We start from the raw sequence: 13708 nt of genomic DNA, 5'->3' as shown, positions 1-13708 counted from the left end.
CCGATCAGAGCTTCGCCGCCATGATCTACCTCGCCGCCGCAATCCTCAATTCAAAATGAATCCCCACAGACCCTAGACAGCGTTTTCGGCTGTTTTTCGATGTCCGCGGCGCAAATCCTGGTCGATCCGGGCAGGGCGGAACGGGTAATTGCGATCGGCCGTGTGCTTGCACATGTTCCGAACCTGCGCCTGCGTGAAATGGGCGAGGAGGATCGGCTGATGCTGCTGCGCTTGACCGAACAGGTCGGCCGTATTGCCGAGCGGCTGGAGAAGCTTGCGCCGGGACAACGTGCAGGCGGTGGTGCATTCCGCTTCGAATCCCCGACACCGGCCTGGCATGGCGAGGGCGAATCGCGCGCGGCAAACCGCAGAATGGAGGATCGGCCCCGCCTTCCGGATTCCTCGATTATCCGCAAGCTGATCAAGGCTCGGCAATTGCGCGCTCGCTATTTCGATGTCGAACTGTTTGCCGATCCGGCCTGGGACATTCTGCTCGACCTTTCGGCCGCACGGTCGGAACGTCGGCGGGTCAGCGTCACTTCCCTGTGCATCGCAGCCGGCGTTCCCGCCACAACCGCGTTGCGCTGGATTGGCCAGATGGTCGATTCCGAATTGCTGGTCCGCGTATCCGATCCGCACGATCGGCGCCGCGCCTATATCGCGCTGGCAGACAACACTGCCGATACCATGGCGCGCTATTTCACCGAGGTAGGTGTCGGCGAACTGGCTATTGCCTAGCCGCGGCGGAGGACGACGGTAAATCCCTTGCTTGGCGGTGTTGCCGGAAGGGGTTCGCGCTTCGCATCGGCGCGAGCGCGAGCGAGTATTGCTTCGGAAATCGCGGCGTCGTGCAGCACGTTATCCGCTTTGCCCAAAGCACGGGCCTGGCGCAGGGTAAGATCGTCTGGGTCGTCACTGGAAAGGGCGAATTCCTCGACGCGCCGATCCGTTCCGACCGTTTGACTTTCCAGCCAATTGTCCAGTGCTGCGGCACCGAATGGTTCGAACGGATCCAGGGGACCGCCTTCCTGAAGAGCAGCGTCGATTGCTCTTCTGCGCGCGGTGCTATCCTGGAAACGTGCGCGCATCCGTTCCCGCGCCGCGGACAGGGAAGTCGCCAGCGGGCCCAGGGTCTGTGGCAGGATAGTCTCAAGCCGAAGGCGTAGATGCTTGGCAAGCCCCGCCGATGCGCCGCCCGTGCTGACCGCCACCAGCACGGGATCGCGGTCGAGCACGCTGGGTAGCGTGAAATCGCACAGGTCTGGCCGGTCAGCCACATTCACTAGCAAGCCGGCGTCCTTAAGGCGTCTTGCGGTATTCTCTGCAGCACGGCGATCCGGCATTGCCACGAAGGCCAATCGCGCATGATGCGCTTCGGTTTCGGGGCAAGGTATGCCGCCAGCCCGTCCGACCAGCCGAGCTTTGGCTTCCGCCATGTCGCCGCTGCCAACCACCACCACACGCTGTCCGGAGATGCGGTGGAAGAGCGGCAGCGAGTGCATCAGTCCAGCCACTCCGGAACCCGCTCGGCATCCATTATTGCAGCTGCGGCAATGCGATCGGCAACGACGGCATAGCGATCGCCATCTACCAGTGTTTCGGCCACGAAGCCCCGCGAATTATAGGAGGACGCCATGGTTGCGCCGTAGGCGCCTGCCGTGCGGAATACGGCCAGATCGCCCGCCACCAACGCATCGCATTCGCGATCCATAGCGAAGGTATCGCCGGTTTCGCAGATCGGCCCGACTATATGCGCAGTCATCTTGTCGCCGGATGGCGCGACTGCATCGAAATCATGCCACGCACCATACATGGCGGGCCGAGCGAGATCGTTCATTGCCGCATCCACCACCACGAAGGGCGGGCCGTTGCCGCTGCGCTTGGAGCGGATCACTCGGGTGAGCAGCACACCGGCATTGCCTGCAATCACGCGACCCGGTTCGAACATGAGGCGGACGTTCCAGCCCTTGGTCACACGCGCGACCATCGCGCCGTATTCGGCGGGTGAGGGCATGTGTTCGCCCGTCTTGTAAGGCACCCCCAGTCCCCCTCCGAGATCGGCGTGCGTGACATTGCCGCCATTGGCACGCAGTTCCGCGATCAGAGCCCCGACTTTCTCGAAGGCCGTCTCGAGGGGCTCCAGCGTCGATAGCTGGCTGCCGATGTGGACAGCCACACCGCGCATTTCGAGTCCGTTTTCGCTGGACAGACGGGTGTATATTTCCGCTGCCCGGTCGAGCGGGACCCCGAACTTGTTTTCGCGCTTGCCGGTCGAAATCTTTTCGTGTGTCCGGGCGTCGACGTCCGGATTTACCCGCAGTGCACAGGCTGCCCGTCGGCCGTGCCGCTGGGCGATGGCGGCAAGTTCGTAACCCTCTTCTTCACTTTCGATATTGAACTGACCGATACCTTCCTCAAGCCCCCGCAACAGCTCGGAATGGGTCTTGCCGACACCGGAGAAGACGATGTCTTCAGGCTTCATTCCCGCGGCCAGCGCACGGGCCAGTTCACCGCCCGACACCACATCGGCGCCATAGCCCTCATTCGCGAGAACCCTGAGCACCGCCAGGTTGGGATTGGCTTTGACTGCAAAGGCGATGTGCGGATTCTCGACACCGGACAGTGCCTCACGGAATACACGGGCATGCCGCTCGAGCGTGGCGCGCGAATAGACGTATACCGGGGTGCCTACCTCGTCCGCGATGCGCAACAGCGGCACGTTCTCGGCATGGAGCACGCCGTTTCGAAGCTGGAAATGGTCCATGGCTGATGCCTCTGCCGAAAGCGCGCTCCGCTGTCGAGCAAGCCTTGCTTCCGGTGCTGAAATTACTCCGGCGGGAGGTCGAAGGGGTCGTCTTCGCGCTCCTCGGACCGCGTGCGGAGTTCGACACTGCGATCGGGTGCCGCTTCCGGATCGAGTTCCAGCAATTCGTCGGCGGTCGGCTGTACTTCGGCGCCGTAGGGTGCCGGTGGCAGCGACGCCCCCTCGACCGGTTCCAACGCAGACTTTTGTCCGCATGCGCCGAGCATCACGATAGCGGCGAGGGCGACCCAGTTACGCATTAATCCTCCGTGCCGAGGCGCTTTTTTGCCACAGCTACCTGTTCCCTTACGCGAACCGGTGCGGTCCCGCCATAGGATGCGCGCGCCGCAACGGAGGCATCGACCGAAAGGGCTTCGAACACGCGCTCGTCGATCCGCCTGTCGATCGCCTGCAAGTCATTTATGGACAGACCGTCGAGTGCTACGCCTTTCTCGTCGGCGAGCTTGACTGCGGCTCCGGTGATGTGATGCGCTTCGCGGAACGGAATATCCGCCTGCCGCACGAGCCAATCGGCAAGATCGGTCGCAGTGGCATGACCGGCTTCGGCGGCCTTGCGCATGCGGATGGTGTCGAACCCGCTGTCGGCCACCATCCCGGCCATTGCGGCAAGGCTGAGATCCAGCAAGCCGGCAGCTTCGAAAACCGGCGGCTTGTCGTCCTGCATGTCTTTTGAATATGCGAGCGGAAGGCCCTTCATCGTAACCATCAGGCTGGTCGCGCAGCCGATCACTCGACCTGCATGTCCGCGAACGAGCTCTGCCGCATCGGGATTGCGTTTTTGCGGCATGATGGAACTGCCGGTCGAAAGCGTGTCGGGCAGCTTGACGAAGCCAAAGGGCTGGCTCGCCCAGATAATGAATTCTTCCGCCAGACGGCTCAGGTGAAGCGAGCACTGGCTTGCGGCCATGAGGTAATCGAGCGCGAAGTCCCTGTCGGACACGGCGTCGAGACTGTTGCGCGTGGGCCGCGCAAAGCCGAGCGCTTCGGCAGTCATCTCCCGATCGAGATCGAATCCCGTTCCCGCCAAAGCAGCCGAGCCGAGCGGACATTCGTTCATCCGTTCCAGCGCATCGGCAAAGCGCGAACGGTCGCGCATGAGCATTTCGAAATAGGCCAGCAGGTGATGGCCGAGCGTTACCGGCTGCGCTGTCTGCAAGTGCGTGAAGCCCGGCATGATGCTGTCGGCATGCTCTTCCGCCCGTTCGACCAGCGCGCCGAGAAGCGCATCGATACCCGCGAGAGCGCGCTGCATGGCGCTCCGCACCCACATGCGAAAATCGGTGGCGACCTGGTCGTTACGGCTGCGGGCCGTGTGAAGACGGCCAGCCGCGGGGCCGACTATCTCGGTCAGACGCGATTCCACGGTCATGTGGATGTCTTCGAGGTCCCAGTCTTCGGGCACCCCGTCGCGCTCGTACTCGGCTGCAACCTGCTGCAGCCCCTCGTCAATCGCCATTGCGTCGGCGACGGAGACGATGCCCTGCCTTGCGAGCATTGCGACATGGGCTCGGCTGCCGGCGATATCCTCGCGCCACAGCGCCTTGTCGAACGGGATCGAGGCATTGATTTCGCGCATGATCGCGCTAGGCCCTTCGGCGAACCTGCCGCCCCACATGCTGTTGGAGTTTTTCGTGTCCCGCTTGTCGTTCACGCTAGCCATCGTCCTCGGTCTTGCTGTCGCGGGCTGCGATAGTGGCGCTCCGGAAAAGGCGCAAGAAAGCAGCACTTCGCCAATGCCAACCGGCGAAATCGATGTGAGCGAGGCTGGAGCTGCCATGCCGGAGTTCCGGTTGGAAGATACGGAGGGCAACGTCCTCAAGCGCAGCGCTCTCAACACGCCCACCCTACTCAACTTGTGGGCCACGTGGTGTGCACCCTGCGTCAAGGAAATGCCATTGCTCGACGCGCTTGCCGACGAATATGATGGCCGGCTGAAAGTGCTGACCGTCAGCCAGGACATGCAGGGTGCCAAAGCGGTCGCGCCGTTCTTCGCCAAGGGAGGTTACGCCAATCTGGAACCCTGGCTCGATCCAGCCAACGATCTCGGCTTCGCGATTGGCGGAGGGGTGATGCCGACCACCGTGCTCTACGATGCGCGAGGCACCGAAGTGTGGCGCGTGCAGGGCGAATACGACTGGTCTTCGGAAGAAGCGCGCGCGGCAATCGACGAAGCGATCGGGACTTAGCGGCTCATCGCCGGCAATAAGGTACTTCGTATAGAGCCATGCGCTTGCATGGCCGCGTCACGAAAATTGGTGGGCGCTGACGGGCTCGAACCGCCGACCCTCTCGGTGTAAACGAGATGCTCTACCAACTGAGCTAAGCGCCCGCTCCGTTTGCGGGAGTGCTGCTCATAGCGCCCAAATCTTCAAAATCAATTGCCGAGATTGCATTGCCGACGCTAGGCGCCTGCGCATGACGACCAAGCTGACCGTTCTCGCCACCGGTGGCACCATCGCCGGGATCGCCGGTAGCGCCATTGCGCATGATTATCGCGCGGGCGAGATCGGGATCGAGGAGTACCTCGAACGGGTCGGCGGCCTGGGGCTTGAGGCCGAGCTTTCCGGTACGCAGATTGCCAATATCGACTCGGCGGATATCGGGCCGCATGTCTGGCATCCGCTTCATTCAGCCGCGATGGCGGGCCTGGGCGACGAGGACTGTGACGGCGTTATTGTCACTCATGGGACCGACACGCTGGAGGAAACGGCTTTCCTGCTCGACCTGACCCTTCCGGCGACGAAGCCGGTCGTGATCGTTGGCGCAATGCGGCCTGCCGACGCGGTTGGCTATGACGGCCTCAGAAATTTCGCCAATGCCGTGCGCGTGGCCAGCGACCGGCAGGCCGCAGGGCGCGGCGTGCTGGTCGTCATGGGCGACCGGGTATTCGCCGCGCGCGACGTTTACAAGGTGCGCACGCGCGGAACCGAGGCGTTTCGCGGTTTTCCGCGCGAATCGGTCGGCCTCGTCACGCCCGCCTCGCTCGACTGGTTCGGTGCGCCGTGGCGTAGCGATACCTCTGCCGGTTTTGCTTTGCCGGACGAACTGCCCCAAGTGGAAATCGTCTACGCATACGCCGGGCTGGATGGTCCGAGCATCGCCCGGCAGATCGGAAAATCCACAAGCGGCGTGATCCTCGCCGGTGTGGGTGAAGGAAATATGCCCGAAAGCGTGCGGCAGGAACTGGTTAAGCTTGCGCGGCGCGGCGTTGCAGTGGTGCGCGCCAGCCGTGCAAACGAGGGGCTGGTCGACCGCGAGCCCGAAGACGACGCCAACGGTTTCGTAGCTGCGCGTGCGCTCAACCCGCAGAAAGCGCGCATCTTGCTGCAGATGCTGGTCGCGGGCGGCGAGACCGATCCCGCCGCCATCCAGCGCGCTTTCGACGGGCGATAATCCCTAGCCGTTCGGCACGACGAGATATTTCTCGCCGGTCTTCATCTGGCGATAATCGAGGATTGCATCCCTGGTCAGCATGCCTTCGAGGTCGACCCTGGTCTTGTAACTGCTGGCGAAAGTGGAAGTGAGATTGTCGAGCACGCGCTTCCTCATCCGCATCACCGTTTCCATACCTGCGTTTTGCAGGAACGGCGTCAGCAGCCAGCCAGACAGCGTCCAGCCGAAACCGTAGCTTGGCGTCAATGTAGTCGGCCCGAAATCGAGACGGCCATAGATGAACATCCGCTTCTGCTGGTTCGATCCGTAGCGCGAATATTCGGCCATCTTCGACACGGCAACCTGTTCCATTGCCTTGAAACAGGTATCGACCATTTGCCCGCCACCGATCGGATCAAAGCCGTAAAAGGCATCGGTTTCGTCGATCGCCGCCTTGAGGTTGGCCATGTAGTCAGCATCCGAGGAATTGACGACATGGGTCGCGCCGAGGCCCTTCAGCAAATCGACCTGCTCCTGCTTGCGGACGATATTGACCAGACCGAGGTCGTCTTCCTGGCAGATCTTGACCAGCATCTGCCCGAGGTTCGAGGCGCCGACCGTGTGGAGGATCGCCTTCTGGCCATCCATCTTGGCGTTCTCGGCAAAGCCCAACGCGGTCATCGGATTGACGAAGCTCGAGGCGCCGGCTTCCGAACTGTGGTCGCCCAGCGGCAGACACATGGCGGCGTCGGCAATCGCGTATTCGCTATAGGCAGTGCCCGGGACGCAGGCGACTCGCTGGCCCATCAGCGCTTTGGCCATGTCCGAATCGCCGGCCGCGACGACGGTCCCTGCGCCTTCGTTGCCTGCCGGCAGGCGCTGTCCGTGACGGGCTTTCTGGCCGCTATTGAACGGTTCGGGCATCTTGGCGACGACCTTGCCCGGCGAGTATTCCGCATTCTCGAAATCGGCCGCGCCTGTCAGAATCGCAAGATCGGACGGGTTGATCGGCGCAGCCTCCATTTTGACCAGCACCTGGTTGCCCGTGGGCTCCGGAAACGTCGTATCTGCGATCTCAACCGTGAGCGTGCCGTCCGCTTCGAGCGTGGTGAATAGCTGCTTGCCTGTGGTGGCCATCCTGCTTCCTTTCGTTGCAATACGAAACTCGTTGCGGGTCTCGCTACGCCCCGAAACCGGGATTGGCTAGAGTGACGTTAGGTCAAGCGTCTTCGGGATAGACCGCCCGAACGAAATAAAGCCCGTGCGGCGGGGCGTTGAGGCCGAGCGCTTGCCGGTCGCGCGCTGCGAGTGCTTCGGCCACCTGCTCTTCGCGCCAGCGGCCCATGCCGACGAGCGCGAGGCAACCGACCATGCTGCGCACCTGGTGGTGGAGGAAACTGCGCGCCTCGGCATGGATGCGCACCTCGTCGCCGTCCCGCTCGACTTCGAGCTTATCAAGTGTCTTGACCGGACTGTCCGACTGGCAATGGACCGACCGGAAGGTGGTAAAATCGTGCAGCCCGATGAGCGCCTCCGCGGCGCGGTGCATCGCGCCGTGGTCGAGATCCTGCGGGACCTGCCACAACCGGTCCTTGTCGAGGGTCAGTGGCGCACGGCGATTGGCGATGCGATAGACATATGCACGCCCGATGCAGGAGAAGCGTGCATGCCAGTCGTCGGGCACCGCCTCGCAATGCGTTACGGCGATCGGATCGGGCCGCAGATGCGCGTTCAGCGCTTCCATCAGGCGGAATGGTTCGATGGCCTTGTCGATATCGATGTGGCTGCGCATGGCGAGCGCGTGGACGCCGGTGTCGGTGCGCCCGGCGCTGTGGAGCCGGACGTCCTTGCCGAGTACGCGCTGCGCGGCCTCTTCAACCGCCTGCTGCACACTTGGCCCGTCTTTCTGGCGCTGCAGGCCGAAAAACGGCGTGCCGTCGAACTCGAGAGTGAGCGCGAAGCGGGTCATGGGCATGGCTGTCGGCGTATGGCCTGCGACAGGCTCAGGCTGAGCGGGGCTTGGTGATGTACCCCCATCCGCTCATGCCGAGCCTGTCGAAGCATAGTCGCCGGCCTCACCCCAGCACCGTACCCGATGCCACCGCATTGCCGCGCAGGAAGGTGTTGAGATCCATTTTCGGCTTGCCTGCGCGCTGCAGTTCGACCGGGCGAACGGCTCCCTCGCTGCAGGCGATGGCGAGGCGTTCGTCGATTATCTCGCCGGGCTTGCCCGAACCCTCCGCCACCTCGGCTCGCAGCAGCTTCACGCGGGTTCCGTCGAGTTCGAACCAGGCACCGGGGAAGGGCGACAGGCCGTGGATCTGGCGCACGACTTCGGCGGCCGGACGGTCCCAGTCGATCCGCGCCTCGGCCTTGTCGATCTTGGCGGCGTAGGTGGCGTCCTCATCGTCCTGCTCGAGCGGGTGCAGAGCGGCCAGATCGATGAGTGTGCCGACCATTAGCTGTGCGCCGATCTCGGCCAGTTCCTCGGTCAGTTCGCCGGTGGTCTTGTCCTCGATCTGCGTGCGCGCGAAGGTGATCATCGGGCCGGTATCGAGCCCTGCTTCCATCTGCATGATCGTGACGCCCGTCACGGCATCGCCCGCCATCACCGCGCGGTGGATCGGTGCCGCCCCGCGCCATTTCGGCAGGATCGAGGCGTGCACGTTGAGGCAGCCGTGCTTCGGTGCATCGAGAATCGGCTGCGGCAGGATCAGGCCATAAGCCGCGACTACCGCCACATCGGCATCGAGCCCGGCGAAAGCCGTCTGCTCTTCCGCCGATTTGAGCGATTTGGGATGCCGCACCTTGATCCCGAGATCGCTGGCCCGTTGATGCACCGGTGTCTTCGTCAGTTCCTTTCCGCGCCGCCCGCCGGGGCGGGGCGGCTGGGTGTAGACGCAGACCACTTCATGCGCCGCATCGACCAGCGCCTGCAATGTTGGCACCGCGAATTCCGGCGTTCCCATGAAGATTATGCGCACAAATAAGGTCCCGTATGCCCTGAGCTTGTCGAAGGGTCTTTCTCTGTTCCGCTGGCGCCCCTATCTGTCGGGCCATGGCATCGCAAGAGATCGAGACGCTGGCCGCCGCGCTGGCCCGGCTGCCCGGCCTCGGGCCGCGCAGTGCACGGCGCGCGGTGTTGTGGCTGGTCAAGCGCCGCGAAAGCGCGCTTCCGGCCCTGCTCGAAGCGCTGGCGACGGTGGGCGAGGCGCTGGTCGAATGCGACATTTGCGGCAATGTCGATACGACCGATCCCTGCGGTATCTGCGCCGATCCGCGCCGCGACACCAAATCCCTGTGCGTGGTCGAGGACGTTGCCGATCTGTGGGCGCTCGACCGGGCCAAGTTGTTCACCGGCACATATCACGTGCTCGGCGGCAAGCTGTCGGCGCTGGATGGCGTGCGGCCCGAAGATCTCAACATCGCCCAACTCCTCGCTCGCGTCGAGGAGGGCGGGGTGGACGAGGTGGTTCTCGCCATGAATGCCACGCTCGAAGGGCAGACCACCGCCCACTACCTGGCCGAGCGGCTCGAGGACTATCCCGTGCGCATCACCCAGCTCGCGCATGGTCTGCCGGTCGGCGGCGAGCTCGATTATCTCGACGAAGGCACGCTGGCGCAGGCGTTGAGGGCGCGGCGGCCGGTTGGCTGACCGATTACTCTGTGCGCCCTATTCACATTGAATAAACGGCCCGTCGCGCATATCTTGGCGCCATGGCGATAAGACAAATCCTCGAAGTGCCGGATCCCCGGCTCAAAACCGTGTCCGAACCGGTGACTGCGTTCGATGACGAGTTGAAGGAACTTGTCTCAGACATGTTCGAAACCATGTATGCCGCGCCCGGCATCGGCCTCGCCGCGATTCAGGTCGGCGTGCCCAAGCGCGTGCTGGTGATCGACCTTCAGCCCGAAGACGAGGAAGCCGAGCCCGAGCCGTGCAATCACGACGGGCACGACCACGTCCATTATCCGACGAAGAACGAGCCAAGGGTCTTCGTGAACCCCGAAATCCTCGACCCGGCGGAAGAACTGGCCAGCTATCAGGAAGGCTGCCTGTCGGTCCCCGAAATCTTCGCCGACGTCGATCGCCCGGCCACGTGCCGCGTGCGGTACCAGGACCTCGAAGGCGAAACGCATGAAGAGGATATGGACGGCCTGATGGCCACCTGCATCCAGCACGAGATGGACCATCTGGAAGGCATTCTCTTCATCGACCATCTCTCGCGCCTGAAGCGCAACATGGCGCTCAAAAAACTGAAGAAGATGCGCGAGGCGGCATAGCCTCTCCTACACAATTACGGATTTCGAAGAGGCGATTCGCAGCAGCGGATCGCCTTTTTGCTGTGCAAGTTGATCAAGTACATCCAGCGCCGCCCCTTTTTCCATGGGGAAGGGCCGATCTGGCGTGGCCTACGATTAGAAAGAACCGATACGAAGCTAACTCCGGGGATTGATGTAGGAAAGGGGGTGGCGTTCTTCATGTGTTCCGCATAGTCTGGCGGCATGGAAATGGCAGTCATTGCAATTGTGGCGCTGCTCGTGGGGGCAGGTCTGGGATGGTTTCTGGGTTCGCGGCCCGTGGCCGATTGGAAAGCGCGCCATGAGGAGCGCGATGGAGAGGCGCGCGAGACGGAGGAGAAGTTTCGCAGGGCGATCGTCGAGCTGGAAAATGCCACCGTGCGGGCGGGGCGGGCCGATGCGCTCGATGCCGAGCTGCGCGACACGCGCCAGGCCCATGAGGCGGCGCTGGAGAACCTGCGGCGCAGCAATGGCGAGCTCGGCGCCGAGCTCGCCACGCTCAAGGAAAAGACGGCCAATTTCGATGAGCAGAAGCGGCTGCTGATCGAGGCGCGCGGGGAATTGCTCAAGGAATTCCAGAACACCGGGTCGGCCGTGCTGTCGAAGGCGCAGGAGGCGTTTCTCGAACGTGCGAACGAGCGGCTGGGGCATTCGGAAAAGACGAGCGAGGAAAAGCTGCGCGCGCTGCTCGACCCGGTGGGCAAGCGACTGGAAGCCTATGAAAAACAGGTGGCTGCGCTGGAGGAGAAGCGCACCGATGCCTTCGGGCGGCTCCACCAGCAGATCACCGAAATGCAGCGCGGGCAGGAAGAGGTGCGGCGCGAGGCGCAGCGGCTTGGCAACAGCCTCACCAACGCACCCAAGGCGCGCGGACGCTGGGGCGAGCGGGCGCTGCAGAACGTGCTCGAACAATGCGGACTTTCCGAGCACACCGATTTCGATCTGGAACATTCGATCGAGACCGATGAAGGCCGCTTGCGGCCCGATGCGGTGGTCCATGTTCCGGGGCAGAAGAAGCTGGTGATCGACGCCAAGGTTTCGCTCAATGCCTATCAGGCGGCGTTCGAGGCCGACGACGAGAACGAGCGCGTTCGCCACCTGGACCTGCATGCCAAATCGATGCGCAATCATGTGCAGACGCTGGGATCGAAGAGCTATCAGAGCCAGTTCGACGATACGCCGGACTATGTGGTGATGTTCGTGCCGGGCGAGCATTTCGTGGCCGCCGCGCTCGAACACGATCCCGAATTGTGGGACTTTGCCTTTCGCAACAAGGTGTTGCTGGCAACGCCCACCAATCTCGTCGCCATCGCGCGCACCGTGGCGCAGGTGTGGCGGCAGGATACGATCGCGCGCGAAGCAGTGGAAATCGGCAAGGCGGGGGCGGAACTTTACGACCGGCTGGCGGTCGCTGCCGAACATATGAAGCGCGTCGGCGGCGGGCTGGAAACCGCAGTCAACAATTACAACAAGTTCGTCGGCAGCTTCGAGCGGAACGTACTCTCCGCCGGTCGCCGCCTGCACGAGAAGGGAATCGAGATCGGCAAGCGCGAGATCGAGGAGGTCCCCCTGGTCGAGGCCACCCCGCGTTACAACGCCGAAGATGCCGCGCAGACAGAGGATGCCGGCGACACGGCGCGCGAGGCCGCAGAATAGGTATCGCAGAAAAACCGGAACCTTACCTGCATTCCTGGTGTTGCTACTGCAACGAGATCACCTCCGTTTGGGTAGTGATCTGCCAGAAACCTAGTTGCGGGAAGTCTTTTAATGCATCGCGGCAACGGCGATGGAACGCGCGATATTTTCGAACAGGCCCAGGAGGCCGGTCGCCCGTTCAACGCCGAGAAAGACAATTTCAGTGGGGCCTCCGGCCTGCTTTTCGAGCAGGCCATGGCCCAGACGCGCATGGCCGTGTGCCTGACCGATCCCCGGTTGGAGAACGATCCGATCGTCTTCTGCAACACGGCGTTCGAACGGCTTACCGGGTACAAGCAGGAAGAGATCGTCGGGCGCAATTGCCGCTTTCTGCAGGGGCCGAGGACGAATCAGGAACAGGTTGCGAAAATTCGCGAAGCGATCCGCACCGAAGAGGTGCTGGTCGTCGAACTGCTGAATTATCGCAAGGACGGGTCCACTTTCTGGAACGCGCTGCATCTCGGCCCGATCTATGACGAGCATGGCGAACTGCGCTACTTCTTCGGCAGTCAGTGGGACGTCACCGACATCCATCTGGCCCGGGCCGAGGAACGGCATGCCAAGGCGATGGCGCGCGAGGTGTCGCACCGGCTGAAGAACGTCTTCGCGGTCATTGGCGGCATTGTGAACATTACCGGCCGGGCGATGGATGCGCGCCATGTGACCGGCAAGATAAACGAGCGCATCCAGGCCTTGGGCAGGGCATACGAACCGACGCTCGACGATGCCGTGCTGGGTACGATCGAGGTGGGGCAGGCGATCCGCGCCGTCCTCGATCCCTACGATCCCGAAGGCAACCGCATCCGGTTCGACGGGAACGGCGCCCGGACCGAACCGAACGCCGTCTCCGCTCTCGGGCTGACCTTGCACGAGCTGGCCACCAACGCCTCGAAATACGGGGCCTTGTCCAACGGTGCGGGCGTGATCGCCGTGTCGTGGCACCATGAGGAAGACCGGCACGACCGCCAGTCGCTCGTGATCGACTGGAAAGAAACGGGCGGTCCGCGCATCGAATCGGAACCGGAAACATCCGGCACGGGCTTCGACATCGCCGAACGGCTGCTGACCTATTCGCGCGGCACGCTCGATCGCATATGGGAGGAAGACGGTTTGCGGGCCAGGGTCTCGCTGCCAATCAAATCATGACATGCATCCTCATTCTCGAAGACGAGCCGCTGATCGCGATGGACCTGCAACTGGCATTCGAGGATGCAGGCGCCGACGTCATCGTAACGGTTTGCTGCAAGGAAGCTTTCGACGCCATCCAGAGCACCGAGTTTCACGGCGCCGTGCTGGACGTAAATCTCGGCAAGGGCGAAACCTGCGAAGCCGTGGCCCTCGAGCTCAAGAAACGGGACATTCCATTCCTGCTCCACACCGGCGATCTGGACCGGACGGGCGAGGCGTTGCGCGATCTGGAAGCACCCATCCTTGCCAAGCCGAGCGGCGCCGAAAACGTCGTGTCCAGGCTGCTGGGACCGAACGGCGAGCTTCAAGCGGCCTGTTGTTGAACGA

At 63.0% G+C, this 13708-nt stretch carries 15 protein-coding genes and 1 tRNA gene; 8 read left to right on the top strand and 8 right to left on the bottom strand.

The genetic code is table 11. The annotated features are described in order from the left end of the window. Positions 1-99 precede the first annotated feature (99 nt). Positions 100-738, top strand: coding sequence for a helix-turn-helix domain-containing protein (locus K3174_RS14475; protein WP_221559882.1), 639 nt, complete (start codon positions 100-102; stop codon positions 736-738). Here K3174_RS14475 and K3174_RS14470 read toward each other — a convergent pair. From K3174_RS14470 to argH, 4 genes are all read right to left on the bottom strand, one after another. Further along, complete coding sequence (locus K3174_RS14470) at positions 735-1502, bottom strand: precorrin-2 dehydrogenase/sirohydrochlorin ferrochelatase family protein (RefSeq protein ID WP_221559880.1); 768 nt, start codon at positions 1500-1502, stop codon at positions 735-737. The two genes, K3174_RS14475 and K3174_RS14470, sit on opposite strands and share 4 nt — an antisense overlap. Then, positions 1502-2764 (bottom strand): diaminopimelate decarboxylase, encoded by a 1263-nt coding sequence (lysA, locus tag K3174_RS14465; protein ID WP_221559875.1) that lies wholly within the window; start codon positions 2762-2764, stop codon positions 1502-1504. The genes K3174_RS14470 and lysA overlap by 1 nt, the downstream gene beginning before the upstream one ends. A 62-nt stretch (positions 2765-2826) precedes the next feature. Beyond that, positions 2827-3063, bottom strand: coding sequence for a lipoprotein (locus K3174_RS14460; RefSeq protein WP_221559872.1), 237 nt, complete (start codon positions 3061-3063; stop codon positions 2827-2829). Next, complete coding sequence (gene argH / locus K3174_RS14455) at positions 3063-4439, bottom strand: argininosuccinate lyase (protein WP_221559868.1); 1377 nt, start codon at positions 4437-4439, stop codon at positions 3063-3065. The genes K3174_RS14460 and argH overlap by 1 nt, the downstream gene beginning before the upstream one ends. Positions 4440-4455: 16 nt before the next feature. On the opposite strand from argH, the gene K3174_RS14450 reads away from it, so the two are divergent. Next, complete coding sequence (locus tag K3174_RS14450) at positions 4456-5010, top strand: TlpA family protein disulfide reductase (protein ID WP_345719667.1); 555 nt, start codon at positions 4456-4458, stop codon at positions 5008-5010. Positions 5011-5077: 67 nt separating this feature from the next. Here the strand turns inward: K3174_RS14450 and K3174_RS14445 are convergent. Continuing rightward, positions 5078-5153, bottom strand: a tRNA-Val gene (locus K3174_RS14445). A gap of 86 nt (positions 5154-5239) precedes the next feature. On the opposite strand from K3174_RS14445, the gene K3174_RS14440 reads away from it, so the two are divergent. Next, the gene (locus K3174_RS14440) at positions 5240-6217 is read left to right on the top strand and encodes an asparaginase (RefSeq protein WP_221559863.1); all 978 of its coding nucleotides are present in this window, start codon (positions 5240-5242) and stop codon (positions 6215-6217) included. A gap of 3 nt (positions 6218-6220) precedes the next feature. Here K3174_RS14440 and K3174_RS14435 read toward each other — a convergent pair whose 3' ends face one another. The 3 genes from K3174_RS14435 to fmt all read right to left on the bottom strand — a co-directional run bounded on the left by K3174_RS14435 (position 6221) and on the right by fmt (position 9180). Next, positions 6221-7333 (bottom strand): zinc-binding dehydrogenase, encoded by a 1113-nt coding sequence (locus tag K3174_RS14435; RefSeq protein ID WP_221559861.1) that lies wholly within the window; start codon positions 7331-7333, stop codon positions 6221-6223. Positions 7334-7415: 82 nt separating this feature from the next. Next, complete coding sequence (gene truA / locus K3174_RS14430) at positions 7416-8165, bottom strand: tRNA pseudouridine(38-40) synthase TruA (protein ID WP_221559859.1); 750 nt, start codon at positions 8163-8165, stop codon at positions 7416-7418. A 106-nt stretch (positions 8166-8271) separates the two neighbouring features. Further along, complete coding sequence (gene fmt, locus K3174_RS14425) at positions 8272-9180, bottom strand: methionyl-tRNA formyltransferase (RefSeq protein WP_221559857.1); 909 nt, start codon at positions 9178-9180, stop codon at positions 8272-8274. 74 nt (positions 9181-9254) lie between these two features. On the opposite strand from fmt, the gene recR reads away from it, so the two are divergent. From recR to K3174_RS14400, 5 genes are all read left to right on the top strand, one after another. Next, positions 9255-9851 carry a recombination mediator RecR gene (gene recR, locus K3174_RS14420; RefSeq protein WP_221559855.1) on the top strand — a complete coding sequence of 199 codons (597 nt, stop codon included), beginning with the start codon at positions 9255-9257 and terminating at the stop codon, positions 9849-9851. Between the two features lie 62 nt (positions 9852-9913). Then, the gene (gene def, locus K3174_RS14415) at positions 9914-10480 is read left to right on the top strand and encodes a peptide deformylase (protein WP_221559852.1); all 567 of its coding nucleotides are present in this window, start codon (positions 9914-9916) and stop codon (positions 10478-10480) included. Between the two features lie 222 nt (positions 10481-10702). Next, positions 10703-12154: a DNA recombination protein RmuC gene (locus K3174_RS14410; protein WP_221559850.1), complete on the top strand. Its 1452-nt coding sequence runs from the start codon at positions 10703-10705 to the stop codon at positions 12152-12154. Positions 12155-12265: 111 nt separating this feature from the next. Beyond that, positions 12266-13339 (top strand): PAS domain-containing protein, encoded by a 1074-nt coding sequence (locus K3174_RS14405; protein WP_221559848.1) that lies wholly within the window; start codon positions 12266-12268, stop codon positions 13337-13339. Then, positions 13336-13704 carry a response regulator gene (locus K3174_RS14400; protein ID WP_221559847.1) on the top strand — a complete coding sequence of 123 codons (369 nt, stop codon included), beginning with the start codon at positions 13336-13338 and terminating at the stop codon, positions 13702-13704. Before K3174_RS14405 ends, K3174_RS14400 begins: the two co-directional genes overlap by 4 nt. Positions 13705-13708: the final 4 nt, after the last annotated feature.

The sequence above is a fragment of the Qipengyuania qiaonensis genome (genome assembly GCF_019711515.1).
In the GTDB taxonomy this organism is placed as follows: Bacteria; Pseudomonadota; Alphaproteobacteria; order Sphingomonadales; family Sphingomonadaceae; genus Qipengyuania; species Qipengyuania qiaonensis.
The sequence above is the reverse complement of the archived record's forward strand: the minus strand, read 5'-3'. Positions and strand labels throughout refer to the sequence as shown.

Coding starts and splice junctions, on each gene's coding strand:
- K3174_RS14475 (WP_221559882.1), top strand. CDS start 100: ATGTCCGCGGCGCAAATCCTGGTCGATCCGGGCAGGGCGGAACGGGTA.
- K3174_RS14470 (WP_221559880.1), bottom strand. CDS start 1,502: ATGCACTCGCTGCCGCTCTTCCACCGCATCTCCGGACAGCGTGTGGTG.
- lysA (WP_221559875.1), bottom strand. CDS start 2,764: ATGGACCATTTCCAGCTTCGAAACGGCGTGCTCCATGCCGAGAACGTG.
- K3174_RS14460 (WP_221559872.1), bottom strand. CDS start 3,063: ATGCGTAACTGGGTCGCCCTCGCCGCTATCGTGATGCTCGGCGCATGC.
- argH (WP_221559868.1), bottom strand. CDS start 4,439: ATGTGGGGCGGCAGGTTCGCCGAAGGGCCTAGCGCGATCATGCGCGAA.
- K3174_RS14440 (WP_221559863.1), top strand. CDS start 5,240: ATGACGACCAAGCTGACCGTTCTCGCCACCGGTGGCACCATCGCCGGG.
- K3174_RS14435 (WP_221559861.1), bottom strand. CDS start 7,333: ATGGCCACCACAGGCAAGCAGCTATTCACCACGCTCGAAGCGGACGGC.
- truA (WP_221559859.1), bottom strand. CDS start 8,165: ATGACCCGCTTCGCGCTCACTCTCGAGTTCGACGGCACGCCGTTTTTC.
- recR (WP_221559855.1), top strand. CDS start 9,255: ATGGCATCGCAAGAGATCGAGACGCTGGCCGCCGCGCTGGCCCGGCTG.
- def (WP_221559852.1), top strand. CDS start 9,914: ATGGCGATAAGACAAATCCTCGAAGTGCCGGATCCCCGGCTCAAAACC.
- K3174_RS14410 (WP_221559850.1), top strand. CDS start 10,703: ATGGAAATGGCAGTCATTGCAATTGTGGCGCTGCTCGTGGGGGCAGGT.
- K3174_RS14405 (WP_221559848.1), top strand. CDS start 12,266: ATGCATCGCGGCAACGGCGATGGAACGCGCGATATTTTCGAACAGGCC.
- K3174_RS14400 (WP_221559847.1), top strand. CDS start 13,336: ATGACATGCATCCTCATTCTCGAAGACGAGCCGCTGATCGCGATGGAC.